The sequence below is a fragment of the Streptomyces sp. NPDC047042 genome (assembly GCF_040644035.1).
GTDB lineage: Bacteria > Actinomycetota > Actinomycetes > Streptomycetales > Streptomycetaceae > Streptomyces.
This window is the reverse complement of sequence record NZ_JBEYVP010000019.1, coordinates 1-26,113: the sequence shown is the minus strand read 5'-3', so window position 1 is coordinate 26,113 and position 26,113 is coordinate 1. Positions and strand designations below refer to the sequence as shown.

Annotated in this window: 23 protein-coding genes and 1 tRNA gene; 9 read left to right on the top strand and 15 right to left on the bottom strand. The window is 69.5% G+C overall.

Features of this window, described 5'->3' with window-relative positions; translation table 11 throughout:
• The first annotated feature begins 7 nt into the window (after positions 1-7).
• Entirely contained in the window at positions 8-604 is a 597-nt protein-coding gene (locus ABZ855_RS22805; protein ID WP_360809518.1) for a histidine phosphatase family protein, read from the top strand.
• A gap of 220 nt (positions 605-824) precedes the next feature.
• On the opposite strand, the gene ABZ855_RS22800 is transcribed toward ABZ855_RS22805, so the two are convergent.
• On the bottom strand, positions 825-2,273 hold the full coding sequence (locus ABZ855_RS22800) for a hypothetical protein (protein ID WP_360809516.1): 1,449 nt from the start codon (positions 2,271-2,273) through the stop codon (positions 825-827).
• Positions 2,274-2,578: 305 nt separating this feature from the next.
• On the opposite strand from ABZ855_RS22800, the gene ABZ855_RS22795 reads away from it, so the two are divergent.
• Positions 2,579-3,022, top strand: a complete 444-nt coding sequence (locus tag ABZ855_RS22795; protein WP_360809813.1) for a hypothetical protein — start codon at positions 2,579-2,581, stop codon at positions 3,020-3,022.
• A 64-nt stretch (positions 3,023-3,086) separates the two neighbouring features.
• Positions 3,087-3,956 (top strand): fused MFS/spermidine synthase, encoded by an 870-nt coding sequence (locus ABZ855_RS22790; protein WP_360809514.1) that lies wholly within the window; start codon positions 3,087-3,089, stop codon positions 3,954-3,956.
• Positions 3,957-3,984: 28 nt separating this feature from the next.
• On the opposite strand, the gene ABZ855_RS22785 is transcribed toward ABZ855_RS22790, so the two are convergent.
• Positions 3,985-4,548, bottom strand: a complete 564-nt coding sequence (locus ABZ855_RS22785; protein ID WP_360809512.1) for a hypothetical protein — start codon at positions 4,546-4,548, stop codon at positions 3,985-3,987.
• Between the two features lie 120 nt (positions 4,549-4,668).
• Here ABZ855_RS22785 and ABZ855_RS22780 point away from each other — a divergent pair, with 120 nt between their 5' ends.
• Both ABZ855_RS22780 and ABZ855_RS22775 read left to right on the top strand, forming a co-directional pair.
• On the top strand, positions 4,669-5,373 hold the full coding sequence (locus ABZ855_RS22780; protein ID WP_360809510.1) for a response regulator transcription factor: 705 nt from the start codon (positions 4,669-4,671) through the stop codon (positions 5,371-5,373).
• 24 nt (positions 5,374-5,397) lie between these two features.
• The gene (locus ABZ855_RS22775; protein ID WP_360809508.1) at positions 5,398-6,816 is read left to right on the top strand and encodes a HAMP domain-containing sensor histidine kinase; all 1,419 of its coding nucleotides are present in this window, start codon (positions 5,398-5,400) and stop codon (positions 6,814-6,816) included.
• Between the two features lie 169 nt (positions 6,817-6,985).
• Here ABZ855_RS22775 and ABZ855_RS22770 read toward each other — a convergent pair whose 3' ends face one another.
• The 4 genes from ABZ855_RS22770 to ABZ855_RS22755 form a co-directional block, all read right to left on the bottom strand.
• Complete coding sequence (locus ABZ855_RS22770) at positions 6,986-8,413, bottom strand: GH1 family beta-glucosidase (RefSeq protein ID WP_360809506.1); 1,428 nt, start codon at positions 8,411-8,413, stop codon at positions 6,986-6,988.
• Positions 8,414-8,568: 155 nt separating this feature from the next.
• Positions 8,569-9,483, bottom strand: a complete 915-nt coding sequence (locus ABZ855_RS22765) for a carbohydrate ABC transporter permease (RefSeq protein ID WP_360809504.1) — start codon at positions 9,481-9,483, stop codon at positions 8,569-8,571.
• The gene (locus ABZ855_RS22760) at positions 9,480-10,505 is read right to left on the bottom strand and encodes a sugar ABC transporter permease (protein WP_360809502.1); all 1,026 of its coding nucleotides are present in this window, start codon (positions 10,503-10,505) and stop codon (positions 9,480-9,482) included. Before ABZ855_RS22760 ends, ABZ855_RS22765 begins: the two co-directional genes overlap by 4 nt.
• Positions 10,502-11,830: an ABC transporter substrate-binding protein gene (locus ABZ855_RS22755; protein ID WP_360809500.1), complete on the bottom strand. Its 1,329-nt coding sequence runs from the start codon at positions 11,828-11,830 to the stop codon at positions 10,502-10,504. Before ABZ855_RS22755 ends, ABZ855_RS22760 begins: the two co-directional genes overlap by 4 nt.
• Positions 11,831-12,190: 360 nt before the next feature.
• Between ABZ855_RS22755 and ABZ855_RS22750 the strand changes: the two genes are divergently transcribed.
• Positions 12,191-13,246, top strand: a complete 1,056-nt coding sequence (locus ABZ855_RS22750) for a LacI family DNA-binding transcriptional regulator (RefSeq protein WP_360809498.1) — start codon at positions 12,191-12,193, stop codon at positions 13,244-13,246.
• Positions 13,247-13,333: 87 nt separating this feature from the next.
• On the opposite strand, the gene ABZ855_RS22745 is transcribed toward ABZ855_RS22750, so the two are convergent.
• The 4 genes from ABZ855_RS22745 to ABZ855_RS22730 all read right to left on the bottom strand — a co-directional run bounded on the left by ABZ855_RS22745 (position 13,334) and on the right by ABZ855_RS22730 (position 16,277).
• Positions 13,334-13,406: transfer RNA gene (locus ABZ855_RS22745), tRNA-His, on the bottom strand.
• A 94-nt stretch (positions 13,407-13,500) separates the two neighbouring features.
• Positions 13,501-14,106 (bottom strand): oligoribonuclease, encoded by a 606-nt coding sequence (gene orn, locus ABZ855_RS22740; protein ID WP_360809496.1) that lies wholly within the window; start codon positions 14,104-14,106, stop codon positions 13,501-13,503.
• Positions 14,107-14,313: 207 nt separating this feature from the next.
• Complete coding sequence (locus ABZ855_RS22735; RefSeq protein WP_360809494.1) at positions 14,314-15,582, bottom strand: helix-turn-helix domain-containing protein; 1,269 nt, start codon at positions 15,580-15,582, stop codon at positions 14,314-14,316.
• 386 nt (positions 15,583-15,968) lie between these two features.
• Entirely contained in the window at positions 15,969-16,277 is a 309-nt protein-coding gene (locus ABZ855_RS22730; RefSeq protein WP_360809492.1) for a hypothetical protein, read from the bottom strand.
• Positions 16,278-16,624: 347 nt separating this feature from the next.
• Between ABZ855_RS22730 and ABZ855_RS22725 the strand changes: the two genes are divergently transcribed.
• Positions 16,625-17,152, top strand: a complete 528-nt coding sequence (locus ABZ855_RS22725; RefSeq protein WP_006376589.1) for a universal stress protein — start codon at positions 16,625-16,627, stop codon at positions 17,150-17,152.
• A gap of 278 nt (positions 17,153-17,430) precedes the next feature.
• Here the strand turns inward: ABZ855_RS22725 and glmS are convergent, their stop codons facing one another.
• Together glmS and ABZ855_RS22715 are read right to left on the bottom strand one after the other, a co-directional pair.
• Positions 17,431-19,248, bottom strand: coding sequence for a glutamine--fructose-6-phosphate transaminase (isomerizing) (gene glmS / locus ABZ855_RS22720; protein ID WP_360809490.1), 1,818 nt, complete (start codon positions 19,246-19,248; stop codon positions 17,431-17,433).
• 64 nt (positions 19,249-19,312) lie between these two features.
• Entirely contained in the window at positions 19,313-19,570 is a 258-nt protein-coding gene (locus ABZ855_RS22715; RefSeq protein ID WP_360809488.1) for a hypothetical protein, read from the bottom strand.
• Between the two features lie 164 nt (positions 19,571-19,734).
• On the opposite strand from ABZ855_RS22715, the gene ABZ855_RS22710 reads away from it, so the two are divergent.
• Positions 19,735-21,306: a metallophosphoesterase family protein gene (locus ABZ855_RS22710; RefSeq protein WP_360809811.1), complete on the top strand. Its 1,572-nt coding sequence runs from the start codon at positions 19,735-19,737 to the stop codon at positions 21,304-21,306.
• A 116-nt stretch (positions 21,307-21,422) separates the two neighbouring features.
• Here the strand turns inward: ABZ855_RS22710 and ABZ855_RS22705 are convergent, their stop codons facing one another.
• The 3 genes from ABZ855_RS22705 to ABZ855_RS22695 all read right to left on the bottom strand — a co-directional run bounded on the left by ABZ855_RS22705 (position 21,423) and on the right by ABZ855_RS22695 (position 24,923).
• Positions 21,423-22,274 carry a DUF4429 domain-containing protein gene (locus ABZ855_RS22705; RefSeq protein WP_360809486.1) on the bottom strand — a complete coding sequence of 284 codons (852 nt, stop codon included), beginning with the start codon at positions 22,272-22,274 and terminating at the stop codon, positions 21,423-21,425.
• 61 nt (positions 22,275-22,335) lie between these two features.
• Positions 22,336-23,421, bottom strand: a complete 1,086-nt coding sequence (locus ABZ855_RS22700; protein ID WP_360809484.1) for an ABC transporter substrate-binding protein — start codon at positions 23,419-23,421, stop codon at positions 22,336-22,338.
• Positions 23,422-23,636: 215 nt separating this feature from the next.
• Positions 23,637-24,923 carry a glycosyl hydrolase family 28-related protein gene (locus ABZ855_RS22695; RefSeq protein WP_360809482.1) on the bottom strand — a complete coding sequence of 429 codons (1,287 nt, stop codon included), beginning with the start codon at positions 24,921-24,923 and terminating at the stop codon, positions 23,637-23,639.
• A 342-nt stretch (positions 24,924-25,265) separates the two neighbouring features.
• On the opposite strand from ABZ855_RS22695, the gene ABZ855_RS22690 reads away from it, so the two are divergent.
• Positions 25,266-25,628 carry a hypothetical protein gene (locus ABZ855_RS22690; protein ID WP_360809480.1) on the top strand — a complete coding sequence of 121 codons (363 nt, stop codon included), beginning with the start codon at positions 25,266-25,268 and terminating at the stop codon, positions 25,626-25,628.
• The last annotated feature ends 485 nt before the right edge of the window (positions 25,629-26,113 follow it).

The following is a 26,113-nucleotide window of genomic DNA, read 5'->3' as shown; positions in this document are numbered from 1 at the left end:
GCTCCTCATGGCACCGCGCATCCTGCTGGCCCGGCACGGACAGACGGAGTGGTCACTGTCCGGCAAGCACACCGGCAGGACCGACATCCCCCTCCTGGAGGAGGGGCGACGCGGCGCCAAGCTGCTCGGCGAACGGCTGCACCGGGCGCCCTTCGAGGGCCTCGCGGACGCCGAGGTGCGCACGAGCCCGCTGGCACGCGCGCGTGAGACGTGCGAGATCGCCGGGTTCGGTGAGCGCGCGGCCGAGTGGGACACGCTGATGGAGTGGGACTACGGGGCGTACGAGGGCATGACCCCGGCGGAGATCCAGGCCGTGCGCCCCGGGTGGCTGATCTGGCGGGACGGGGTGCCGGGGGGCGAGACCCTGGAGGCGGTGACCGCGCGCGCGGACGAGGTGGTGGCGTGGGCACGCTCGGAGGACCGCGACGTGCTGGTGTTCGCCCACGGCCACATCCTGCGCGCGATAGGCGCCCGCTGGCTGGGCCTCCCCCTGGACTTCGCGTCCAGAATCAGACTGAACCCCACATCCCTGTCAGTACTGGCCTGGGCCTACAACGCCCCAGCAATAGAAACCTGGAACGACACGGGCCACTTGACCACTTAGCGGCCGGGCGGCCTTCCAGGGGCGCGGGGAACTGCGCGCCAAGCCCCCACGGCCCCGCAGCCAAGGCCGCAGGCGGGCGGGGTTTTTCAGGGGCGCGGGGAACTGCGCGACAAGCCCCCACCGGCCGGCAGCCGAGGCCGCAGGCGGGCGGGCTTTTCAGGGGCGCGGGGAACTGCGCAAACCAGCCCAGCCCCCGCCGGGCCCCACCACGAACGACACCTCAAGCCGTGCGCCGCACACTCGCGTGCCGCTCAAGAAACGCCGAAACCCCCCCAGCCCGCCGATGAGGCAACAACACCCGCGCAGTCGCCGCCAACATCGTCTGAATCCGCGACGACTGAACCTCGTCCAACAGATCCAGCACCCGCATACCCGCCGTCGCCGCCTCATCGGGATGCCCCCCACGAGCCAGGTCATCGGTGAGCTCGGCCGTGTAGAGCGCGATGTTCCGGGTGAAGTGCGGATTCTGCAGATGCGCCGCACGCCGCGCGTGCCGAGCCGCCCGGGACCAGTCACCCAGCGTCGACCAGCACTGCGCCTCCAGCCCCTCCAGCTCGGCCTCCCCGTAGAAGCTCATCCACTCCGGGTCGGCCTCCGAGGAGCCGCGCCCGTACAACGCCTGGGCCCGCGCCAGCGCCTGCTCGCAGCCGGCGCGGTCGGCGAGCCCCGCCCAGCCGCCCGCCTCGCGCAGCGCGAGCAGCGACATCAGACGGGGCGAGCCCAGCGGCCGGGCAACGCGCTGCGCGGCCTGCGCCGCTCTGACCGCCTCACGCGGGCGACCCGCGTCCCGCGCGAGGAACGCCGTGTTGCAGAAGGCGTGCGCCTCCAGGGCGGCGTCCCCCGACATCCGGGCGGTCGCCAGCGCCTCCGCGTAGTGCGAGCGCGCGTCGTCGAAACGGCCCGAGTCGTGGGCCAGCCAGCCGACGGAGATGGCGAGCTCACCCGCGCCCGCGTGCAGCCGGTCGGCGGTGGCCTGCCGTACCGCGCCCGCGTCGAGCAGTTCGTAGGCGGCCCGCAGCGGGGCGGCGGCCCGCCGGTAGAGACCGTCGGCGCCATGGCGGTCGTCGAGCAGTCTGATACGGCGTACGGCCTCCTCCAGGGCGCCCGCCTCGCCGGCTCCGACGCGGCGCATGGGACGGTCCGCGGCGGATGCCTCGTAGGCGAGCCCGAAGGGGCTCAGTGAGGCGGCTGCCACAGTGGCACCGCCCGTCATGAATGCGCGACGCAGCACGTCGCTCTCCTCGTAGTTGTCGTGCGTTTCGTACGGGTCCTGCGCGTCCTGCATCTCATACGGCTCGTACGCCCCCGGCGTCTCACCGGTGCCGGACGCGGGGATCGCGCAGTACCCGGGGAGCGCGTCCTCCGATTCGCGCGCCCCGCGTCCACGTACCGACGAGCGGGGCGCGAACCCCAGGTCGGCCAGGCTCCGGCCGGGGAACATATGCAGGAACACCCGCTCGTACGCGTAGTTGGGACAGCGGATCTCACCCGCCTCGACCCGACCGACGTAACGAGCGTCACAGCTGACCCGCTCCCCGATCTCGCGGGCGGCCCGCCGTACCGCCGCGGCGAACTCGCCCGGAGAGCGCTGCCCGCGCAACTGCCGGAAGGCGAGGTTCGGCCGCGGCGGCCGGGGGGACTGCGACGAGGTCACCGCTGACGACGTCATGGCCGGGCCCTCTCTGCGAACCGTCGAACCGTGCCGGAATCCTGACGAGTTGGAAGAGTTGGAACAGTTATCCATCGGACGTCCTGTTTCCGGCGGGCAAGAACGTACCCGCTGTGCACGACCCGCCACGCGGGGTTTGGCTACAAACCGGATATCTCATCCACGATCTGCCATGAACTGCCATCCTTTGCGGCGGTCTTGTGCCGTAGCCGTTGACGTTCCGACGCGTTGAACCCGATGGACCGGGAGCCACCCGAACTCCCGACCCGCTCGTTTGCAGGAGGGGTTCCGTGGTGGAGGCCGGGATGGAGATCAGTCAGAGCGCCGATGCCTGTGCGTCGTTCGTGGGGCGTACATCAATCGCGTTGCCCGCATCGTCCGCGTCAAACGCGGCGCCCAACTGTGACTTGGTGACGGTTCCGGCGCGGCAGGGCCTGGAGGCGGTCGACATCCTGCGCCGGGGCGCGGGCGACGCGGTCGGCCCCGTACTGCACGACGACGGCTGCGACACCCTCGGATTCCTCGTCCCACCCGGCACCGCCGCGGCCTGGGACGTCCCGGGCAGCACCTGTACGGAGACCAACGGACGCGGACTGAGCCTCGCGGCCCCCGATCCCGAGCCGCCCGTCGCGGGCTCGGACTGGCTCCTCCCGCCCGGGGACGCGGATCTGGCCACCGACCCGGCGGTGCTGCGCGCGGCCCTCGGTGAGGCGGCCCGGCTCATCGAGGCGGCCGACAACCGCCGCTGACCTGGCACGACCGTCGTACGGTCGCCATGCGGCCGCGGTGTTCGCGCACCCCGATAATGGGGGAATGGGAAAGTCCAGAAACGCGCGGCGTGGACAGCCGGCCGCCGATACCGTCGTCGAGACGGTGGACGGCGGACTCGCCGAGCTGATCCCCGACCGGGACCGGGCGCGCGCCTGGACACTGCTCATCGACGGCGCCCCGCAGTCCCACGTCGACCTCGACGACCCGGCGTACCTCTCCTTCGAGTACCAGCGCCGCCTCGGTCATGTGATCGACCTCGTCGCCCCACCCGGCAAGCCCGTGCAGGTCGTGCACCTCGGCGGCGGCGCCCTCACCCTCGCCCGGTACGTCGCCGCGACCCGCCCCCGGTCCACCCAGCAGGCCGTGGAACGGGACGCGGCCCTCGTCCAACTGGTCCGCCGCGAGCTCCCCCTGGACCCGGGCGCCCGTATCCGGGTGCGCTCCACCGACGCCCGCGAGGGACTCGCGAAGATCCCCGACGGCTGGGCCGACCTCGTCATCGCGGACGTGTTCAGCGGGGCGCGCACCCCGGCCCATCTGACGTCGGTCGAGTTCCTGACGGACGTACGCAGGGTCGTGAACGACGCCGGCTGTTACGCCGCCAACCTCGCCGACGGGCCGCCACTCGCACACCTGCGCGGCCAGATCGCCACCGCGGGCGCCGTCTTCCCCGAGCTGGCCCTGATCGCCGACCCGACGGTGCTACGGGGGAAACGGTTCGGCAACGCGGTGCTCGTCGGCTCTGCCCACCCGCTGCCCATCGCCGAGCTGACCCGCCGTACCGCCTCCGACCCGCACCCCGCCCGCCTCGAACACGGGCGCGCCCTCACCGACTTCACCGGCGGAGCGCTCCCGGTCATGGACGCGGCGGCGGTCGCCTCACCGGCCCCGCCGCCTTCGGTGTTCCGCTGACCCCGGCGACCGGTCGGTTCAAGTCGGTTCAATAGGTGAGGACCTGCACGTGCGGCGGGCCGTCGTGCCAGGTGCAGAACACCGTCACGCGGTCCGCGCCCGCGGCGAACTCCACCCGGATCCACGTCTCCGTCTTCCACACCTGCATCGACCAGCCCGCTCCGGGCGTCGCGGACACCAGCGTCGCGTAGTCCGCACCGAGGTCGAAGACCGCCCGCCCGCCTTCGGTGTCGTACGCCTTCACGGTGGTCGGGGAGTTGGCGGCCGTCGCACTCGCTGAGGGCGTGGGCGTGGGCGTGGGCGTGAGTGTGGGCGTCGGAGTCGGTGCACGGGTGGGCTTCGGGCCCGGAGTCGTGGGCGCCGCCTGCGACTGCCGTTCGCTCGGCTTTCGTTCGCTCGGCTTCCGCGCGGCCGGTTCCTGCCCGGTCGATTCCTGTTCCTGCCGGTCCGTGTCGGCCGCCGTGATGGGGAGCGCGCGGGGCGGGTCGTACGCCGTCCCCGCCATCACCGTGTGCACACCCCACCACGTCATCGTGGCCGCCGCGCCCGTGGCCAGCGTCCACGCCAGAAGGTGTACGAGTCCTCTGCGCATCGCCGGTCATACTGCCTCACCCGCCCCAGCGGTGTCGCCCGTAGCGGTCGGGGGGCGGTCGCCGCGGAGTTATCCACAGGCGCCGGACCCGGCCCGTCGGATTGGCGTACGGTGCGGCGCATGGCAAGTGTGCTCGTGGTCGAGGACGACCAGTTCGTGCGCTTCGCCCTCATCCGGCATCTGACCGATGCCGCGCACCTCGTGCGCAGTGTCGGCACCGCCCTTGAGGCGCTGCGCGAGGTCGCCCACTTCCGTTTCGACGTGGTGATCCTGGATCTCGGTCTGCCCGACCTCGACGGGTCCGAGGCCCTCAAGATGCTGCGCGGGATCACGGACGTCCCCGTGATCGTCGCCACCGCGCGTGACGAGGAGAGGGAGATCGTCCGGCTGCTGAACGCGGGCGCGGACGACTACCTCACCAAACCCTTCTCGGTCGAACACCTGTCGGCCCGTATGGCCGCCGTACTGCGGCGGGCCCGTACGACGCCCGAGGACACCTCGCCGTCCACGGTCATCCGCGTCGGCGGCCTCGCCATCGACCCGCTGCGCCGACAGGCCGAACTGGACGGCGTACGACTGGACCTGACCCGCCGCGAGTTCGACCTGCTCGCCTTCCTCGCCGGCCGGCCGGGTGTCGTCGTCGCGCGCAAGGAACTGCTCGCGGAGGTGTGGCAGCTGTCGTACGGGGACGACCAGACCATCGACGTCCATCTGTCCTGGCTGCGGCGGAAGTTGGGCGAGACGGCGGCCAACCCCCGCTATCTGCACACCCTGCGGGGCGTCGGCGTGAAACTGACGCCGCCCGGAGTGGAGCCGCCGCTATGAGGTGGATGCCATGAGGCCGACGTCATGAGGTGGGCGCTCGTCAAGGTCTGTGTGGCGGTCACGGCGATGGTCGTGGTGGCCTTCGCCGTGCCGCTCGGCCTGGTCATCAGGGAGATGGCCCGCGACCGCGCCTTCTCCAACGCGGAGCGGCAGGCCGCGGCCGTCGCCCCCGCCCTCTCCATCACCACCGACCGGGACCAGCTCGAACGGGTCGTCGCCTCCGCCGGATCGGACGCGGGCCTGGCCGTGCACATCCCCGCGAGCGGCGGCACGAGCGCCGTCGACCTCGGACGGCAGCGGGCCACCGACACCGACATCGCGGCGATCCGGAGACTCGGCCGCGCCTCCACCACCGAGGTGTCCGGCGGGTCCGCGCTTCTCCAGCCCGTCGCACTCAGCTCCGGCGAGATAGCCGTCGTCGAGGTGTACGTCCCCCAGGCCGAGGTCAGCAACGGCGTCGGGCTGGCCTGGGCGGTCCTCGCCGGTGTCGGGGCCGTCCTCGTCGTGGGGTCGGTCGCCGTCGCCGACCGGCTGGGCGTGCGCATGGTGGGGCCCGCTCAGCGCCTCGTCGAGGGCGCGCGGGAACTGGGGGAGGGGAAACTGGGCGCCAGAGTGCCCGAGGAAGGACCGGCCGAACTGCGCCTCGCGGCGGTCGCGTTCAACTCGATGGCCGACCAGGTCGTCCAACTGATGGCGAACGAAAGGGAGTTGGCCGCAGACCTGTCCCACCGGCTGCGTACGCCGCTGACCGTGCTGCGGCTCAACGCCGCCTCCCTGGGGGACGGGCCGGCCGCGGAGCAGACCCGGGCCGCCGTCGCCCAGCTGGAACGCGAGGTCGACACGATCATCCGTACCGCCAGGGAGGCCAAACCGCAGACGGCTCTCCCCGGGCCGGGCGCCGGTTGCGACGCGGCCGAGGTCGTACGCGAGCGGATGGCCTTCTGGTCGGCGCTCGCCGAGGACGAGGGGAGGAAAGTGCGGCTGGCCGGTGTGGAGCGGCCCGTGCGCATACCGGTGGCCCGCGCCGACCTGGCCGCCGCGCTCGACGCCCTGCTCGGCAACGTCTTCCGGCACACCCCGGAGGGCACCGCCTTCGCGGTCGACGTCCACAACGGCGACGACGCGGTGATCGTGCTGGTGTCGGACGCGGGGCCCGGGATCACCGACCCCGAGGCCGCCATGGCCAGGGGGCGCGGCTCGGGCAACGCGGGATCGACGGGCCTGGGCCTGGACATCGTGCGCCGGCTCGCGGAGTCGACGGGCGGGGACGTACGAATAGGCTCGTCGGTGCTCGGCGGCACGGAGATACGCGTCTGGATCCAACTCGCCGACCGTACGCCGACCCGACGAGGACACCGGGTACGCAGGGCGGGGGGCTCCTGGCCGGGTTCGTTGTCGGGTGCGGGCCGGCGGGGCTTCTCGCGCAGTTCCCCGCGCCCCTGAAAAGCAGGGGCTGCGCCCCGTGCTTTTCGTCTTTCAGGGGCGCGGGGAACTGCGCGACCAGCCCCCACGCACCCGCGCCCGACAACGAGACCGACCGCCCCCGTTCCCCCCGCCGGGGCGCGGCACCCCCCTCACTGTGCCGCGCCCCAGCCCCCCATCAACGCCGCGCCTACTCCAGGCCGGCCGGCGGCAACGTCCCGCTCCGCGCCGCGCGCCCGTACCAGAGGGCGCTCGACTTCGGGGTGCGGGCCAGGGTCGCGTAGTCGACGTACACCGCGCCGAATCGCTTGCCGTAGCCGTACGCCCACTCGAAGTTGTCCATCAGGGACCACAGGAAGTAGCCGCGGACGTCCGCGCCCTCGGCGATCGCTCGCCGTACCGCACGCAGATGGCCGTGGAGGTAGGCGATCCGCTCGGGGTCGTGCACGCGGCCGTCGGACTCGGGCTTGTCGTCGTAGGCGGCGCCGTTCTCCGTGACGTAGATCGGCAGGCCCGGAGCCATCTTGGTGTACCGCATGATCAGGTCGTGCAGGCCCGTCGGGTCGATGGACCAGCCCATCTCCGTGCGCTCGCCGGGGGACTGGTGGAACAGGACGTCGTCCGCCGCCGGCCACGGCGAGAAGTCGCTCGCCCCGTGACCGTCGGCGCGCGGGCCGCTCGGCTTCTCCTCGGCCGCCGACACCAGCGTCGGGGTGTAGTAGTTGAGGCCCAGCGCGTCCAGCGGCTGGTTGATCAGCGCGAGGTCGCCGTCCAGGACGTACGACCAGTCGGTGAGCGACGAGGTCGCCGCGAAGAGGGTCTCCGGGTAGGCGCCGTGCAGCATCGGGCCGTGGAAGACACCGTTGGCCAGGTCGTCGATCTTCTGGACCGCCGCCAGATCGGCCGGCGTCTGCGAAAGCGGCCTGACCACGGAGGAGTTGAGGCTCACCGCGACCGTGTTGCGGGCCGGCATCGACGCGCGCAGGGCCGAAGTGCCCAGCCCGTGCGCCAGGTTGAGATGGTGCGCCGCCCGGAGGGAGGCCAGCGGCTCGGTGCGGCCGGGGGCGTGCACACCCGAGGCGTAGCCCAAAAACGCGCTGCACCAGGGCTCGTTGAGCGTGATCCACTGCTCGACGCGGTCGCCCAGCGCCTCACCCATGATCTGGGCGTACTCGGCGAACCGCAGCGCGGTCTCGCGCTCCGGCCAGCCGCCCGCGTCCTCCAGCTCCTGCGGCAGGTCCCAGTGGTAGAGGGTGACCGCCGGCTTGATGTTGTGTTCGAGCAGTTCGTCGACGAGGCGCCGGTAGAAGTCCAGACCGCGCTGGACCGCCGGCCCCCGGCCGGTCGGCTGGACACGCGACCAGGAGACGGAGAAGCGGTAGGCGGTCAGGCCGAGGTCGGCCATCAGCTTCACGTCGTCGCGGTAGCGGTGGTAGTGGTCGACAGCGATGTCACCGTGCTCGCCGCCGGCCGTTTTGCCCGGAGTATGGCTGAACGTGTCCCAGATCGAGGGGGTGCGGCCGTCCTCCCGCACCGCCCCCTCGATCTGGTACGCGGAGGTCGCCGCGCCCCAGAGGAAGGCGGGAGGAAAGGTCACCGGGTTGACGGGCTCAGGCATGGAAGCGCTCCCATAGGAGGTCGTGGAGACCGACGGGTAGGAATGAGGGAAGTGGGGGGAGAGTGCGAAGGGGCCGAGGCGGCGGTGACCCGGCCCCTGAGAGTTCCCGTACGAAAATTCCCTGACGAAAGTCCCGTACGAAGTTCCTGCGCGGGTCAGCCCTTGATCGCGCCGTTCATGATGCCGCCCACGATCTGCTTGCCGAACAGCAGGAAGGCGACGAGCAGCGGCAGTGTGCCAAGGAGCGCGCCCGCCATGATCACGGCCTGGTCGGGCACGTAACCCGTGCCGAGGCCGTTGAGGGCGACCTGGACCGTCGGGTTCTGCTGGTTCAGGGCGATGATCGGCCACAGGAAGTCGTTCCAGGCGAACACGAAGGTCAGCAGGCCGAGCACGGCCATCGCGGGCCGCGCCGCCGGGAACACCACGTGCCACACGACGCGCAGGCTGTTCGCGCCGTCCATCCGCGCGGCCTCGATCAGCTCGGTGGGCAGCGCCTGCACCAGGTACTGGCGCATGAAGAACGTACCGAAGGCGGTGACCAGCGTCGGCAGGATGACGGTCTGCAACTGGTTGGACCAGCCGAGGTCGGCCATCCACAGGTACAGCGGTACGACGGCGAGCTGCGGCGGGATCATCATCGTGCCGATGGTCAGCAGCAGCAGCGCGCTGGAGAACTTGAACCGCAGCTTGGCGAAGGCGAACCCCGCCAGCGTCGAGAACAGCACCGTGCTGACCGTGATGGTGCCGGCGACGACCGTGCTGTTGAGCATCGCCGTGCCGAGTCCCACCTCGTCCCACGCGGCCTGCATGTTCTTGAACAGGTTCGCGCCGAACCACAGCGGCGGCGGAGTCTGGGCGAGCCGGGTGTTGTCACGGGAGGCCGCGATCGCCGTCCACAGCAGCGGGGCCAGCGAGATCAGCGAGAAGACCGTGAGGACGACGTAGGTGACCGGGCCCGCGTGCAGTTGCTTGCCCGCGCCGATCATCCGGCGGCGCCCGGAGCTCTTGTCGGCCTTCGGCTTCGACTCCGGGTCCACCTGAGGAAGCGTCAGATCACTTGTGGTCATTGGGATTTCCTCAGACGTCGGTTGATCAGCATGTTGACCGCGGCGATGATCAGCAGGATCAGGAACATCGACCACGCGATCGCGGACGCCTTGCCGAGGTTGCCGATGATCCAACCCTGGTCGTACATGTACAGACCGAGCGTCTGGTACTGGTGCTCGGAACCGCCCTTGGACCCGCCGAACAGCAGGGGCTCACCGAAGAGTTGGGTGGCGCCGATGGTCGACACGACCACGGTGAAAAGGATCGTCGGCCGGAGCATCGGGATCGTGACATGGCGGAACTGCTGCCAGCGGTTCGCGCCGTCGAGAGCCGTCGACTCGTACAGATCGGCGGGGATCGCCTGCATCGCCGCGAGGTAGATCAGCGCGTTGTAGCCGGTCCACCGCCAGATCACGATGCTGGAGACGGCGAACTGCCCGCCCCAGTCGGACTCGCGCCAGTTGATCGGGTCGACCCCGACGAAGTGCAGCAGCCAGTTGATCATGCCGCCGTCCCACGAGTACAGCAGGGTGAAGACCAGCGTCGCCGCCGCCACCGAGGTGGCGTACGGGGTGAGCATGACCACCCGCCACAGGGTCGAGCCGCGCAGCTTGTAGTTGAGCAGGTGCGCGATGCCGAGCGCCAGCAGCAGCTGCGGCACGGTCGAGATCAGACCGATGGTGAAGGTGTTCTGCAGGGCCTTCCAGAAGAAGTCCGAGGACCACAGGTTCTTGTAGTTCTCCAGGCCCACCCAGGTCTCGTTGTCCAGCGCGGACAGCTGCACGTTGTGCAGCGAGTACCAGCCCGTGTAGAGGAGCGGGACCAGTCCGAAGGCCCCGAAGACCAGGAAGAAGGGGGTGATGAACGCGTACGGCGACGCCTTCATGTCCCAGCGGTACAGCCGACTGCGCCACGAACTCGAGCCCGGGCCCGAAGGCGGCCTACCGCGACCTTGAGCGCCCCGGACCGCGCCCGGCTGGTCGCCGGGCGCGGTCTCGGCACTCGGCGCGGGATGCGCGAGAGCCTGCTTGGAGCTGGTCACTGGCCGAGCACGTCCTTGATCTCGTTCTTGGCCGCGTCCCAGCCCTGCTCAGGGCTCTTGCCCTTCTGCTCGACCTGGAGGATGCCGACGTCCGCGATCGCGGTGCCGATCGGCTGGTCCTTGAGGCCGAAGTACTGGACCGGGATGGTCTTGGCCGACGCCGCGTAGATCTCGGTGATCGGCGCGTTCGAGAAGAACTCGACGGTGGCGGGCTGCGGCTTCAGGGTCGCGTAGGCCGCCGGGGCCGAGGGGAAGCTCGCCTGCTTGGCGAAGACCTTGGCCTGCTGCTCGGGGGCCGTCAGCCACTTGGCGAGCGCGATGGCCTCCTTCTGGTGCTTGCCGGCCACCGGAACACCGATGAAGGCGCCGCCCCAGTTGGCCGCGGTCGGCGCCGCCGCCACGTCCCAGTTGCCCTTGCCGGCCTCACCGGACTTCTCCTGGATGTAGCCGATCATCCACGCGGGGCAGGCCACGGTCGCGAAGGTGGCGTTCGCGAGAGCCTGGTCCCACGGCGGGTCGAACTGCTTCAGCTTCGCCGACATGTCGCTGGTCGCCACCGTCATCGCGGCGTTCCAGGCGTCCTTCACACCCGTGGACTTGTCCCAGATGGGGTTGCCGTCCTTGTCGTAGTAGCGCTCGCTCGCGCCACCCAGTACGGCGTTGTAGACCGAGGAGGCGGAGTCCACGAACTTGGTGCCGCTCGGCGCCTTCTTCATGTAGTCCTTGCCGACGTTCACGAACTTCGACCAGTCGCCCGCCCACTGTGCGGCGAGCTTGGTCCGGTCCGTCTCCAGGCCGGCCTTCTTGAACAGGTCCTTGCGGTAGCAGATCGCCATCGGGCCGATGTCGGTGCCGAGCCCGATCTGCTTGCCGTCCTTGGTGGTGGCCTGCGCGTTCTTCCAGTCCAGCCACTGGGACTTGTCGACCTCCTTGCCGAGGTCGACGAACTTGTCCGCCTGCGTCTGCACGGCCTCGGCGACGTTTCCGATCTCGATCGCCTGGATGTCGTCGACACCGGAGCCGGCCTGTAGACGGGTGATCGTCTTGGGCCAGTACACGTCGGTCTTGGTGGTGACGTTCTCCTTGATGCTGACGTCCGGGTGGAGTTTCATGTACTCGTCGTAGAGACCAGCCTGCTTGTAACCGAAGACACCGAAGGTGCCGATGGTCAGCTCGGTCTTGCCACCGCCGCCGCCTCCGCCTCCACCGTTGTTCGGCTCGCCGTCGTCCGAGTCGTCGGCGCAGCCGGCCAGCAGCCCCGTCGTCAGTGTGGCGACGACCGCGAGGGTCACCAGTCTGCGGGACCCGCGGGTACTCGTGCGCATTGCGTCCTCCTGTTGCCTGACGTGCCGACCCCCCGGCCAACTGCGTTGTTGGGCCCGTTAGTTCACTTGCGGCGGCTCGGGCGGGGAACGTGCGGGATGTGTATGTGTCAGGTACCGTGGGAGCGCTCCCACAGGTGATGTGTTGAAGAGTCGTCGGTCCGGGCGGGGGTGTCAAGGGTGGAGACGCGGCGATGTGTCTTCGGTTATCGGGCTGTTAACTAAAGCTCCTGAAAGCGGAACGGAAGCCTACGGAAGGCCGGTTGGTGACACAGGGCCGCGAGAGGACTGTTGCCGGACTTCGGTCCGGAAAGCGGGCTGTTAGATTCCAGGCCAGACACAGCGGGTGACAGGAGACGGACCATGGTGGGCCACGGAGTGCGGGGCCGGAGTGGCGGGCGGCCGACCCTCGAAGAGGTCGCCGCGCGTGCCGGAGTGGGGCGCGGCACGGTCTCCCGGGTGATCAACGGTTCACCGAGGGTCAGTGATGTGACCCGTGCGGCGGTCGAGGCGGCCGTCGCGGAACTGGGCTACGTCCCCAACACCGCGGCCCGCGCCCTCGCGGCGAACCGCACGGACGCGATCGCCCTGGTCGTCCCCGAGCCGGAGACCCGGTTCTTCGCGGAACCGTACTTCTCGGACATCCTGCGCGGTGTGGGCGCCGCGATCTCGGACACGGAGATGCAGCTCCTGCTGATCTTCGCGGGCAGCGACCGGGAGCGCGAGCGTCTCGCCCAGTACCTGGCCGCCCACCGCGTCGACGGCGTCCTGCTCGTCTCGACCCACGCGGACGACCCGCTCCCCGACCTGCTGGCCCAGCTGGAGATCCCGGCGGTGATCAGCGGCCCGAGGTCGGCGGCGGAGACCCTCACCTCGGTCGACTCGGACAACTACGGAGGCGGACGCCAGGCGGCCGAACACCTGCTGTCCCGGGGCCGCCGCAAGGTCGCCCACATCACGGGCCGTCTGGACGTGTACGGCGCCCAGCGCCGCGTCGACGGCTACCGCGACGCCCTGGAGGCGGCGGGCCACACTGTGGACGAAGACCTGATCGAACCGGGCGACTTCACGGAGGAGGGCGGCCGCCGGGCGATGACCCGCCTCCTGGCCCGCTGCCCCGACCTGGACGCGGTCTTCGCCGGCTCGGACGTCACCGCGGCGGGCGCCCGCCAGGTCCTGCGCGAACAGGGCCGCCGTACACCGGAGGACGTGGCACTCGTCGGCTACGACGACTCCGCCATCGCCCGTCACATGGACCCGCCCCTGACGAGCGTGCGCCAGCCGATCGTGGAGATGGGCCGGGCGATGATCGACCTGCTCCTGGAGGAGGTCGCGGACCGCCGCCCGACGGCGTCCCGGGTCCTGGAACGCCGTCAGGTGGTGCTTCCCACGGAGCTGATGGCTCGTACGTCGTCCTGAGGGGTCGTGTTCCCGCGCTGTTCCCGCGGGGCCGACAACGACGAAGCCCCCGGCCTGCTTTCGCAGGCCAGGGGCTTGATCTTTCAGGGTGAGTGACGGGACTTGAACCCGCGGCATCCTGGACCACAACCAGGTGCTCTACCAGCTGAGCTACACCCACCATGACCGGCTCTGGAAGTCCGAGTGGTCTTCCTGACCGGCCGAGAAAAAGTGTACAGGGTCCGAAGGGGTGCTCGCGCCAGGCTTTTCTCAGCTCACTGTGGGGCGGGCAGCACGTGCTTCGCCGCGATCGAGCGCGCCGTGTCCGAGTCCGGGCCCGGCTGCGGTACGAAGATCGCCTCGCGGTAGTACCGCAGTTCGGCGATCGACTCGCGGATGTCGGCGAGGGCGCGGTGGTTGCCGTTCTTGTCGGGGCTGTTGAAGTACGCCCTCGGGAACCAGCGCCGGGCCAGCTCCTTCACCGAACTGACGTCCACGATCCGGTAGTGGAGGTACGCCTCCAGGGTGCCCATGTCACGGAGCAGGAAGCCGCGGTCCGTACCGACCGAGTTGCCGCACAGCGGGGCCTTGCCCGGCTCCTTGACGTGCTCCCGGACATACGCCAGGACCTGCGCCTCGGCGTCCGCCAGCGTCGTACCGCCGGCCAGTTCGTCGAGGAGCCCGGACGAGGTGTGCATCTGGCGCACCACCTCCGGCATCGTCTCCAGCGCCGAGTCGGGCGGACGGATGACGATGTCCACCCCCTCGCCGAGTACGTTCAGCTCGGAGTCGGTGACCAGTGCGGCCACCTCGATGAGCGCGTCGTCGGACAGCGAGAGACCGGTCATCTCGCAGTCGATCCACACCATGCGATCGTTCATGCGTCTCACCATACGCGGGGGGGTTGGGCACCCGGCGTCGGTGTGGGCCTCGGCTGGGGGCTGCCGCCCCCAGGCCCCCGCTTCGGCCCTTGAGGGGCCTCGTCCTCAAACGCCGGACGGGCTGCGTGGTGCCGGACGGCACTTGAAAGAGCCGACCGGGCTGAGTGGCGTACCTCAGCCCGGCCGGCGTTCCCACGTCACCTGCCGTTATGTGCCGCTCCGCTGGCCCGGCAGGCTCGCGCGGTTTCCGACGTACGGATCCCGCCCGTGCTCCGCCGAGAGGCCGACCGTGCTCGCCGTGCGGCGGGCCTGGATCGGGACCGGGCTCTCCGGGTGCGGGGACCGGTCGTGGCCGTGACCCGGGCCGTGCCCGTGTCCCTGGCCCGCCGTGGTCGGCGTACCCATGCCGCCCTGCGCCCCGCTCACCGCCGTGTCCGGCTCGGACATGCGCTCACCCTGCGGTCGGCGCGCCCGGTAGGCCGCGCGGTACGCGGCCGGGGACGAGCCCAGCTGGCGGCGGAAGTGACCGCGCAGCGCCACCGGCGAACGGAAGCCGCAGCGGCCCGCGACCTCGTCCACCGAGTAGTCCGACGTCTCCAGGAGACGCTGGGCCTGCAGGACGCGCTGCGTGATCAGCCACTGCAGCGGCGCGCTTCCCGTGAGCGAGCGGAAGCGGCGGTCGAACGTACGACGGGACATGTACGCGCGTGCCGCCAGCGTCTCCACGTCGAACTGCTCGTGGAGGTGCTCCAGCGCCCAGGCGACGACCTCGGCGAGCGGGTCGGCGCCGATCTCCTCTGGTAAAGACCGGTCGAGGTAGCGCTCCTGGCCGCCCGACCGGCGCGGTGGGACCACGAGTCGGCGGGCCAGCGCACCGGCCGCCTCGTTGCCGTGGTCCGTCCGCACGATGTGCAGGCACAGGTCGATGCCTGCCGCTGTGCCGGCGCTCGTCAGTACGTCGCCGTCGTCCACGAAGAGTTCGCGTGGGTCGACATGGACGGACGGATAGCGCTTCGCCAGCGTCGGCGCGTACATCCAGTGTGTGGTCGCCGGGCGGCCGTCCAGCAGGCCCGCCGCCGCGAGGACGAACGCGCCTGTGCACAGGCCTACGATCCGCGCGCCCTCTTCGTGGGCCCGACGCAGTGCGTCGAGCGCCTCCTCCGGTGGCGGCGCGGTGATCGAACGCCAGGCGGGCACAACGACCGTGCCTGCCCGCGCGATCGCCTCCAGGCCGTTCGGCGCGGTCAGTTCGAGCCCGCCGGTCGTCCGCAGCGGGCCCTCTTCTCCGGCGCACACCAGCAGTCGGTAGCGCGGCACTCCGGCGTCCTGGCGGTCAATCCCGAACACCGACAGCGGAATGGAACTCTCGAAAATGGGGCCGCCGCTGAACAGCAGCACCGCGACGATCTCCTTGCGGCGTCGCCCGGAGAGTTTCCGGGCCGCGGCTTCCGGCGCGGCAGTGGAGTCGTGGCTCATACTGCTAAGCCCCCCTCGGTGGTCGCGTCGCCCCTAACTTGTCGGGCCTGTCGCTCCAGCACGTTTCCCCTCGGTCCTGCACGAGTCCCCCGCCGTAGACAGTCAAGATCGAATCTACTGTGTCCCATGATGCCGAGATGACCAGTCCGTCACTGGACAGATTGTCGACTTGGCAACTTGGCGTAAAGCATTCGATCACGAAGCGTTGCACTAGTGGGCCGCGCAGGGAAGTGCGCCTCGTCGTAGTGGCCAATCCGCGTAGGGTGCGCGGCCCCGTCCGGACCCTTTCAGTGCAGGTGGAACGGGGGTTTGAGGGTTGTTCGGACAAGGAGTGCACGGTGTCCGGAAGTTGGCTGAAAAGCATCGGGCGCGTGCGCGAAAACAGGTCAATCGACCGGTGTAGTTCCGCCGGAGTGTCGCGTACCCCGACGGGAGCCCGAAGGGGAGCCCGAATGAGCCCTGCCGTGCCGCCCCCGGGGCGGAACGCTCTCTTCGGCCGGCATCCTCGCCGCGCCGCGCTCGGACTGGCGCAGCAGTACCCGGCACACCGCCGTCACGGTCGCCAGCCCGAGCGCCGTACCGGCTGCCCCACCGAGCGAGGTGCCGTACAGGACGAGCACCACGGGGACCAGGACGCAGCTGAAGGCCGCCCAGCGGACGAGATCGCTCGCGGAGTCCCGGCTCGGTGAGGTCATGGCTGCTCCCTGTGACGATGGGTCACGGGGTTCAACGCTTGTTCGAGCGGTCGGTCACTGGCCATCGTGTCCGGAAGATGTGCGCGAGCATGATCGACCCGGGTGAGATGTACGCGAACCCTGTGGAAACAGCCTGTACGTGGCAGCAACCATTGCGTTACGGGCACCCCCTCGGGCATGCTCCCTGGAACCCGTCCGGAGCATGCGCGGGCTATGGGCTACGGAGGCGTGCGGCCGTACCCTTGGGGGTATGGGGTTGGGAAGATGATTCCCGGACACAGCTCCGCCGCACAGTGTCGTCCCGCATCACGTCGTCCCACCACGAGGATCAAAACGCCGAGAATCCCATGGCCGGTCACGAATTCCTGGAACCCGCGGACCGCAAGCGCCCCGTCGCCGACCACACGGCGGCCGAGCCCTTGGCGGCGGAAGAACCACGTCAGTCCTGCGACCCCGCGTTCAAACACGGTGTCGTCGTCGGTTTCGACGGCTCGACGTCGAGTGAGCGCGCCCTCGCGTACGCCATCGGCATGGCCCACCGCTCCGGTTCGGGCCTGATCATCGTGCATGTCGCCAACCGGCTCCCGACCACGGTGTGGGCCGGCTGCGAGCCGCCCGTCTTCGTCGACGTGCCGGACCACAGAACCGAGGTGCTCGGGCTCGAACTCGCCTGTGCGGACTATCTGGCCGAGGTGCCCTGGATCCTTGTCGAGCGTGGCGGGGACATCTGCCATGAGCTCGAAGAGGTGGGGCGGGAGTACGAGGCCGACGCGATTGTGGTCGGGTCGACCCATGGCATCGTCGGGCGGATCTTCGGGTCGGTGGCGGGGCGGCTGGCGAAGCGGGCTCAGCGGCCTGTTGTGGTCATTCCTTAACTTCTCGCTCGCGGTGGGTGAACCTACTGGCGCGTAGAGGGTTTTGTGCGCTTGTGAAGGGCATATAGGGGGCATCGCGCCCGGGGTGTGACGGCCACCGGATTGCTGCGCAGGCTGGGGGTTGGGCGATCCCCGGCGAGTATGGGCGGACCCCTCGTTGCTGGTGGCAGCACGAGGGGTCCGTTTTTGTTTCGTTGGCCTCTGCGGGTGTGTGGGGGCTTGTCGCGCAGTTCCCCGCGCCCCTGGAGGGCGCCCCTTCGGGGCAGCCCTCCAAGGCGCTACTCCACCGTTACCGACTTGGCGAGGTTTCTGGGCTTGTCGATGTCTCGGCCCAGGGACAACGCCGTGTGGTAGGCGAGGAGTTGGAGGGGGATGCCCAGCAGGATGGGGTCCAGTTCGTCCTCGTTCTTCGGGACGACGATCGTCTGGTCGGCCTTCTCCTGCTCCTGGTGGGCCACCGCGAGGATGCGGCCGCTGCGGGCCTTGATCTCCTCCAGGGCGGCGCGGTTCTTCTCCAGGAGGTCGTCGTCCGGGACGATCGCGACCGTGGGCAGCGCCGGCTCGATGAGGGCCAGCGGGCCGTGCTTCAACTCCGAGGCGGGGTAGGCCTCGGCGTGGATGTACGAGACCTCCTTCAGCTTCAGGGAGGCCTCGCGGGCCACCGGATAGCCCCGTACTCGGCCGATGAAGAGCATCGAGCGGGCCTCGGCGTACTGCTCGGCCAGCTTCTTGATCTCGTCCTCCTGCTCGAGGATCGCGGAGATCTGCCCGGGCAGTTTGCGCAGGCCGTCGATGATCCGCTTGCCGTCGCGGACCGACAGGTCGCGGGTGCGGCCCAGGTGGAGAGCGAGGAGGGCGAAGGCGACCGTGGTGTTGGTGAAGCACTTCGTCGAGACGACGCAGACCTCCGGGCCCGCGTGCACGTACATGCCGCCGTCCGCCTCGCGGGCGATCGCGGAACCGACCACGTTGACGATGCCCAGCACCCGCGCGCCCTTGCGCTTCAGCTCCTGGACGGCCGCCAGCACGTCGTACGTCTCACCGGACTGGGAGACGGCCACGTACAGGGTGTCGGGGTCGACGACCGAGTTGCGGTAGCGGAACTCCGAGGCGGGCTCGGCGTCGGCCGGGATACGGGCCAGCTCCTCGATCATCTGGGCGCCGATCATGCCCGCGTGGTACGAGGTGCCGCAGCCGAGGATCTTCACCCGGCGGATCTGGCGGGCCTCCCGGGCGTCCAGGTTGAGGCCGCCGAGGTGGACCGTGGAGAAACGGTCGTCGATCCGGCCGCGCAGGACCCGGTCGACGGCCTCGGCCTGCTCGTGGATCTCCTTGTGCATGTACGTGTCGTGGCCGCCCATGTCGTACGAGGCGGCCTCCCACTCCACGGTGGTGGGCTCCGCCGTGGTGCGGGTGCCCTCCGTGGTGTAGGTGCGGAAGTCGTCGGCCTTGAGGGTGGCCATCTCGCCGTCGTCCAGTGTCACTATCTGCCGCGTGTGGGTGACCAGCGCGGCGATGTCCGAGGCGACGAACATCTCCTTCTCGCCGATGCCCAGGACGACCGGCGAGCCGTTGCGGGCCGTCACGATGCGGTCCGGGAAGTCGGCGTGCATGACGGCGATGCCGTACGTGCCCTCGATCACGCGCAGCGCCTGGCGAACCTTCTCCTCCAGGGTCTCCGCCTGGGAACGGGCGATGAGGTGGGTGAGGACCTCGGTGTCCGTCTCGGAGAGGAACTCGACGCCGTCGGCCTCGAGCTTCTTGCGCAGCTCGGAGGCGTTGTCGATGATCCCGTTGTGCACGACGGCGACCTTGTTGTCGGCCGACATGTGCGGGTGCGCGTTGTGGTCGGAGGGGGCGCCGTGCGTGGCCCAGCGGGTGTGGGCGATGCCGGTGGTGCCGGCGAAGCGCTTGGGGACCTTGGCCTCGAGGTCCCGGACCCGGCCCTTGGCCTTGACCATCTTCAGGCCGGTCGCCTTCGGCGAGGTCACGACGATGCCCGCCGAGTCGTAGCCGCGGTACTCCAGGCGCTGCAGGCCCTCGAGGAGCAGCGGCGCCACATCACGCCTGCCGATGTATCCGACAATTCCGCACATATATAAGAGTCCCTGTCCCTGTCGTACGTAGATGAGGAGTGGATGACCAGCCGTACCAGCCGTACTAGCCGTAGACGATGCGGCGCAGCTGGCGGAGGGTGAGCTCCGCCGGTGCGACCGCGCGGTATCTGAGGTCCGCCTCGATCCGGCTGAAGATCTCCGCGTTCACCAGGCCCTGGCCCTGGAGTTCGCGGTGGCGACGACGGACATAATCCTCGGTCGTCTCGTCGAAGTAGGCGAGAACGTCCTGAATCACCCGCAGTGCCTCGCCCCGGGACAGGGGTGTGGTACGCGTCAGATGATCAACGAGGTCGTCGTGCACCTGACGATCCTGAGGTAAAGCGCGGGCAATCGCAACAATCCTGCCCGATATCGGGCAGCAGTCTGTTGAAACTCTTATGGGACCCTGTTCGGAGCCCGTTCACTTTGTGTCCTGCGTGGCGATGGGTACCCGGAGCACCGTTTTCAGCCATGGACACTCCTCGCATGGGCGTACCCGAGCAGCTTGCCGAGCGCATGAGCATGGCCGAGCAGCACGAGTACCTTCGCGCCAAGTTCTCGCGGCGCACGATGATCAGAAGCGGCGCCGTCACCGTCGGCGCCGTCGCGGGCGGTGCGTTCGTACCGGGCGCCGCCCAGGCCGCGACGCGGACCTCCGTACCGACGCAGACGTACTCCCGGGCCGAGAAGGTCGACGGCGCGCTCGTCGCCCCCTTCGGCCGGCACCTCGCCTGGGGCAACGACCCCCGCACGGAGATCACCGTCTCCTGGCAGGTCCCGGTCGCGGTGAAGAAGCCCTTCATCCGGATCGGCGCCCACCCCTGGGACCTCTCCCGCAAGATCGAGGCCGAGGTCCGCACCCTCTACACCCCGGCCGGCGTCGGCGCCAGCGGCGACCACACCCAGTACTACCTGCACGCCAAGCTCACCCACCTGCGCCCCGGCAAGACGTACTACTACGGCGTCGGCCACGCCGGCTTCGACCCGGCCGAGGCACACCTGCTGGGCACCCTCGGCACCTTCACCACCGCCCCCGCCCACAAGAAGCCGTTCACCTTCACCGCCTTCGGCGACGAGGGCGTCAGCTACCACGGCCTCGCCAACAACAGCCTGCTGCTCGGCCAGAACCCGGCCTTCCACCTGCACGCCGGCGACATCGCGTACGCCGACCCGGCCGGCCAGGGCAAGACCGCCGACACCGGCTTCGACTCGCGCGTGTGGGACCAGTTCCTCGCGCAGACCGAGTCGGTCGCCAAGACCGTGCCGTGGATGCCGGCCTACGGCAACCACGACATGGAGGCCTGGTACTCGCCCAACGGCTACGGCGGCGAGGACGCCCGCTGGAACCTCCCTGACAACGGCCCGGACAAGAAGAACCTCCCCGGCGTCTACTCCTTCGTCTACGGCAACACGGCGGTCATCTCGCTCGACGCCAACGACATCTCCTTCGAGATCCCGGCCAACCTCGGTATCTCGGGCGGCACCCAGACCAAATGGCTCGAGGCGCAGCTCAAGAAGTACCGCGCCTGCGACGACATCGACTTCGTCGTGATCTTCTTCCACCACTGCGCCTACTGCACCTCCACCGCGCACGCCTCGGAGGGGGGCGTGCGCCAGGAGTGGGTGCCGCTGTTCGAGAAGTACACGGTCGACCTGGTCATCAACGGCCACAACCACCAGTACGAGCGGACGGATGTCATCAAGGGGGGCGCGGTCACCAAGAAGCTCCCGATCGGCGGGACTTCGTACCCCGAGACCGAGGGTGTCGTGTACGTGACGGCGGGCGCGGCCGGCCGCAGCCTGTACGCGTTCACCGCCCCGCTGTCCTACGAGGGCCACGAGAACGAGGTCGACTCGGTCGCCTCCTTCATCAACACCAAGGACGGCAAGGTCAACGAGACGGTCACCTGGTCGCGCGTGCGCTACCTCGACTACTCGTTCCTGCGAGTCGACGTCACCCCCGCGTCCAAGGGCCGCCTCGCCACCCTGACCGTGCGCGGTATCGCGGAGACGGGCGAGGAGGTCGACCGCTTCACGGTCGCCCGCCGCGTACGCTGAGCATGCGCGTATGCCCAGAAGGCGGGGCGTACGAGTGAGTTACCAGTAACCGAGTGAGTTGCCGGTAACACCGACAGGCGGTTCTCCGGCGCGAGTCGCATGTTTCGCATGCGTCTCTACATGCGTCTGAGAACCGCCTGTTTGGCGTGTGCGAACTCGTCGTCCGTGAGGACGCCGGTCCGGTGCAGTTCACCGAGTTCACGCAGCCGGCGGAGCAGGGCGTCGTGGTCGTCCTGCCGCGGTCGCGGTGGTACGTCCGTCACGGGCGCCCCCGGATGCGGCAGGCGGGACTGGACGGCCGCCGCGACCAACGCCATCAGCGGGTCCTTCTTGAAACCCCACAGCTCGACGGAGTGGGGGTCGTACTTCGGCGGCGCCTCGGTCGGCGCGTGCCGCACGCCGAAGCGCAGATAGCCGTTCTCCAGGCCCACCGCCGGATGCCACTCCACGGCCGTGATGTCGGCGACGGCCAGGGAACGGGGCCCGGCGGCGGCCTTCGCGTCCTCCGTCTTCCAGTTCCACTCCAGCCGGACGTGCTCACCGTCGAAGGTCGCGGTGCCGTCCCCGGCCGACACGGACAGCGGTACGGCGGGCCCCGGCAGCAGATACCGGTCGACGGCGCCGGAGGGCACCTTGTCGAGCAGCAGCCCGTTCCTGACCTCGTCCACGAAGTACTCGGCGACGCCGTACCGGTCGGACTCGACGTTCAGCTGGTACGGGTCGTGCGGTTCCGCCAGTTTCCCGCCGGTCGCCTGGAGCAGCGGGTCGGCCCCGTCGCGCAGCCGCAGCCGCAAACGCCCCGACTTCCGGCCCTGCTCGAAGGAGACACCGGCCAACGCGCCGAGGGGGACGGTGAGTTCACCCAGGTCCTTGCGGAGCAGACCGACGTTCTTGTCACGCCCCGGCGTGAGCCGCAGGGCGTCACCGTCGAAGACCCAGGTGCCGTCCTTCTGGATGATCTCCGCCATGAGGCAATTGTTGCCGACGCCCTCCGAAGGGGCGCGGGTAACTGCGCGACCTGGCGAACTCTCAGCTGACCTTCTTCGCGTTCTCGATCGCCTCCGCGAGGCTCGTGAGGAGCGGCACGCACTTGTCGTAGGACAGAATCGGCTCGGGATTGCGGGCGATCACCTGCCCCGCCTTCACTGCGGGCAACTGCTTCCAGGTCGCCTCGGTGATGTCGCCGGGCTGAATGGCCGAGGTCCGGTTGTCCATCATGATCACGTCGGCCTTGTACTTGTCGACGTTCTCCCAGCTGAGGTTCTCGTACCAACCGCCGCTCGCCTTCAGGACATCGGCGGAGGGCTCGACGAAGTTCACGCCGAGGGCCTTGAAGTACTCGAGGTCGATGGAGAGGTTGGAGCCGGAGACGTAGAAGATGTCCTGGCTCGCGGAGCCGACCAGCACCTTGATGTCCGGCTTGGCCCTGGTGGCGGCGCGGAGCCTGGCGGCGGCGTCCTCGAACGCCTTCTTCGCGGCGGTCACCTTGGCGGAGGCGGTGTCCGCGCCGAGGGTCTTGGCCAGCTCCAGCATGCGCTGCAGCGGCCGGTCCAACTGGATGTCGAACACGGAGATGCCGACGGTCGGGGCGCCGACGGCGAGGATCTTGTCCTTGGACTCGTCCGGGACGTACCAGAGGGTGCCGGCGCTGTCGAACATCGTGGTGACGAGGAGGTCTGGGGCGAGCGCCGCGTACTTCTCGATGTTGAACTGGCCCCACTCGTTGCCGAGAACGGTCACCTTGGTGACGTCCAGGTCGCCGGCCTGGACGTCGGGCTTGCCGCCCTTGGTCGTGGTCGGGCCGAAGACGCCCTTGACCTCGACGCCGTAGTCGTGGAGGGCGGCGGCGACACCGGTGAACGCGACGATGTTGGAGGGCACCTTGTCGGCCTTGGCGGTCTGACCGCGGTCGTCCTTGAAGGTCCAGGGGCCGGCGGGGGGAGTCGCGGCGTCCTTCGACGCGTCCCCGTTCGCGCCCGCGTCCGTGCCCGCGTTGGCCCCACCGCTTTTCGCGTCTTCGTCCCCACAGGCGGCGAGAACGGCCCCGAGACCGAGGGCGCCGCCTGCGGCGAGGATGCCGCGGCGGGAGAGGTGGGTGGCACGGGCGTTGGACATGAGGTGGCTGCTTTCGAGCGGGGCGGTTCGGCCCGTCGGACAAATTCGATACTTAGGTTAGCCTAACCTCACTAGTTGTCCAGGGTATGGGTGTGGGGGGTAGGGCGTGCTGAAAACGGCCGCGAGGTCCCACCCATTTGGCGGGCGGGGCCTCGCGAAGCCTCGAGTCGGGGCGGGCCGGACTGCTGCCCGGAACCCGCGTGTTTCAGCCAGGTTCAGGACAGGACGACCGTGGCCCCTTTCTGGAAGAGCGTGTTGCCGCCGTCGTCGTGCCAGTCGATCTCCACGCCGTCGACGAAGCCCGAAGTGACCACCGTGCAGGCCGAGTTGCCGGCGGACACCCCTCGGGCGGGGGAGGCCCCCTGTGAACCGTCGTCGTCGTTCCCGGCGGTGACGAGCAGACCGTCGGCGAGGACCTTGGCCGCGGTGTTCCGCACCTTGAGCCCGGCGTAACCGCCGCCGCCCGTACCGCCGTTGCGGCCGTCGCGGGTCAACCGGCAGCCACTGAGCTGGAGGATGCCCTTGCGGTCGGTGTTCTCCACCTTGATGCCGTCGAAGCCGTTGCGGTCGGTGGAGCAGCCGCTGAACTGGATGACTCCCTGCCAAGTACGCAGCAGAAAGCCCTCATTGGCCGACCACTCGGCCCGGCAACTGGTGAACGTCGAGTTGCCGGCGCCTGCGATCCACCAGCCGGCGCCGTTGCCGCCGAGCACGTACACGTCGTGGATGACGGAGTCGGTGGAGTTGTTGAGCGCGATGCCGAAGCTCCCCGGCCAGAGAACGGAGACACGGTCGAAGTGGAGACAGAAGGGCGCCTGGGGGCCGCTGGGCTCGGCCGAGTAGGTGGTGTTGATGCCGTGCCCGGTGACCTTTCGCACCTGGACGTCCCGCAGTTGGAGGTGCTGGACCTGCCCGACGGCCCGGATGCCGTCGACCTCGGCGCCGTTCGCGGGCAGCGCGCTGCCGTCGATGGTCAGCTGCAGGATGCGTACCTCCACCGACTTGGTGGCGTAACCGCCGCTCAGCTTGTCGAGCACGAGGATCACGGCGTCCCCGACGAACCCCGGCAACGGCTTCAGCCCGAACTCCGGGTCGACGGCGCCCCATTCGTTCTCGCCGCCGCCGTGGGTGCCCTGAAGTGTGACGTACGGCGGTATCTTCACCGGCGCGCTCGTACGGTACTGCCCCGCCGGCAGGTACACGGTGTTGCCGGGCTCGCAGGCGTCCAGGGCGGCCTGAATGGCGAGGGTGTCATCGGTGACGCCGTCGCCGGTCGCGCCGTAACCGCGGACGTCGTGCCAGCCGAGGTTGTTGAGCTTGGGGGCGTCTGCGGCTGCGGCTGCGTCTGTTCCCGTGCCTGTGCCTGCTTCGGATGCGGCTGCGGTCGCGGTCGCCGCTCCGATTCCGGTGGTGGTGGTCAGGGCGACGGCGGTGACTCCGGCTGCGGCGCCGCCGAGGAACAGTCTTCGGGTGCGGGGTGAGGTGTTCTCCGTGTTTTCCATGGTGTGGGCCCCCCTTGAGATTGGCTACGGGGGTCACTCAAACATGGAGGGGATCTTTGGGGTACCTGCGATTCCGCGTTTGTCGCTCGCGGCGCAGCTCACACCCGTGGCAGGCTCTCGACGACGCCGACGGATCGGGCTGTGCTGGGCTTGGGGAAGGGGGGTGCGGTGGTCATCGTAGAGAAGGGCCGTTGTGTCGCAGTTCGGGTGGACGAGGCGTCCGCTGCGTACGTCGGTGTGCACGTAGCGCGTTGCGAGCGCCCCGCTTCGTCTGAGCCCGGTCGTGCCGTGCGGGCAGTTGTGGAGTTGAGCCGGGCGTTGAGCGGGATGACGATGCGGGCCTTGCTCGGAGCCGAATTCTCGCTGGATCCGCACGCTTCAGCGACCGTGTTTGAAGTTCCGTTCGGTGAGCCGATGGGACTTGGTGCGGTTGCCCTGTGCGGCAGCGAGCTCGGTCGTCCATTGGTGGCCGGATTGCCGAGCGACTTCGCCAATGCTGCGCTCGCAGGGCTGGCCGGGGACGCCGAGGCCGAGGCTTTGCCTGCTGGGTTGCTGCGCGTGAACCGGGCGGGGTTCGACGAGACAGGTTCCTCCGAGATGGCGTTCAAGCTTGCAGGGGATCTGTTGCGGCGTGTGATTGCTGCGCACCTGCACGACGACCGAGATCCACTGGCCGTGGCTCAGGCAGTGCTGCGCGGGTGGTGAGGCCAGGTCTCCGCTGCCGAGGATTGCTGAGCACAGTTGTCCGGGACGGCTCGCGCGCCGTGATCGGCCGACCACCTCAGGATCAACTCAGTTGAGGACGACTCGTTTCTGACTGATCCTTGGCCCATTCGACGAACAAGCAGGAGGGCTGACGTGGGGCTGATTCTGTTCCCTGGAGACGGAGATACGAGCAGTCCGGATGTCGCCTGGTCCTACACCAGCTTCGCCGAGTTCAGGCGGCGTCTTGCAGAGGCTGAGGGGTTCACTCTCTGTGAGATGTGGGGCTTCGGTGGGGAGCGGGCCTGGAGTGACGTCTCCACCGCACTCGAGCCACTTTTCAATCGCCCGGACAACGGCGGTGGCGAGCTCTCGGCCACCGAGTGCGCCGCAGGTCACGTCCGCTGGAGTGGTGTATCGACGGCCACTCGGTGATCTCCTGTTGAGGCTATGCGGTGAGTTCGGTGGGCAGGACGGTCTCGGCGGTT

Excerpts from the sequence above, each read along its gene's own strand:
- ABZ855_RS22805 (WP_360809518.1), top strand. The coding sequence starts at position 8 with ATGGCACCGCGCATCCTGCTGGCCCGGCACGGACAGACGGAGTGGTCA.
- ABZ855_RS22800 (WP_360809516.1), bottom strand. The coding sequence starts at position 2,273 with ATGACGTCGTCAGCGGTGACCTCGTCGCAGTCCCCCCGGCCGCCGCGG.
- ABZ855_RS22795 (WP_360809813.1), top strand. The coding sequence starts at position 2,579 with ATGGAGATCAGTCAGAGCGCCGATGCCTGTGCGTCGTTCGTGGGGCGT.
- ABZ855_RS22790 (WP_360809514.1), top strand. The coding sequence starts at position 3,087 with ATGGGAAAGTCCAGAAACGCGCGGCGTGGACAGCCGGCCGCCGATACC.
- ABZ855_RS22785 (WP_360809512.1), bottom strand. The coding sequence starts at position 4,548 with ATGCGCAGAGGACTCGTACACCTTCTGGCGTGGACGCTGGCCACGGGC.
- ABZ855_RS22780 (WP_360809510.1), top strand. The coding sequence starts at position 4,669 with ATGGCAAGTGTGCTCGTGGTCGAGGACGACCAGTTCGTGCGCTTCGCC.
- ABZ855_RS22775 (WP_360809508.1), top strand. The coding sequence starts at position 5,398 with ATGAGGTGGGCGCTCGTCAAGGTCTGTGTGGCGGTCACGGCGATGGTC.
- ABZ855_RS22770 (WP_360809506.1), bottom strand. The coding sequence starts at position 8,413 with ATGCCTGAGCCCGTCAACCCGGTGACCTTTCCTCCCGCCTTCCTCTGG.
- ABZ855_RS22765 (WP_360809504.1), bottom strand. The coding sequence starts at position 9,483 with ATGACCACAAGTGATCTGACGCTTCCTCAGGTGGACCCGGAGTCGAAG.
- ABZ855_RS22755 (WP_360809500.1), bottom strand. The coding sequence starts at position 11,830 with ATGCGCACGAGTACCCGCGGGTCCCGCAGACTGGTGACCCTCGCGGTC.
- ABZ855_RS22750 (WP_360809498.1), top strand. The coding sequence starts at position 12,191 with ATGGTGGGCCACGGAGTGCGGGGCCGGAGTGGCGGGCGGCCGACCCTC.
- orn (WP_360809496.1), bottom strand. The coding sequence starts at position 14,106 with ATGAACGATCGCATGGTGTGGATCGACTGCGAGATGACCGGTCTCTCG.
- ABZ855_RS22735 (WP_360809494.1), bottom strand. The coding sequence starts at position 15,582 with ATGAGCCACGACTCCACTGCCGCGCCGGAAGCCGCGGCCCGGAAACTC.
- ABZ855_RS22730 (WP_360809492.1), bottom strand. The coding sequence starts at position 16,277 with ATGACCTCACCGAGCCGGGACTCCGCGAGCGATCTCGTCCGCTGGGCG.
- ABZ855_RS22725 (WP_006376589.1), top strand. The coding sequence starts at position 16,625 with ATGGCCGGTCACGAATTCCTGGAACCCGCGGACCGCAAGCGCCCCGTC.
- glmS (WP_360809490.1), bottom strand. The coding sequence starts at position 19,248 with ATGTGCGGAATTGTCGGATACATCGGCAGGCGTGATGTGGCGCCGCTG.
- ABZ855_RS22710 (WP_360809811.1), top strand. The coding sequence starts at position 19,735 with ATGGGCGTACCCGAGCAGCTTGCCGAGCGCATGAGCATGGCCGAGCAG.
- ABZ855_RS22705 (WP_360809486.1), bottom strand. The coding sequence starts at position 22,274 with ATGGCGGAGATCATCCAGAAGGACGGCACCTGGGTCTTCGACGGTGAC.
- ABZ855_RS22700 (WP_360809484.1), bottom strand. The coding sequence starts at position 23,421 with ATGTCCAACGCCCGTGCCACCCACCTCTCCCGCCGCGGCATCCTCGCC.
- ABZ855_RS22695 (WP_360809482.1), bottom strand. The coding sequence starts at position 24,923 with ATGGAAAACACGGAGAACACCTCACCCCGCACCCGAAGACTGTTCCTC.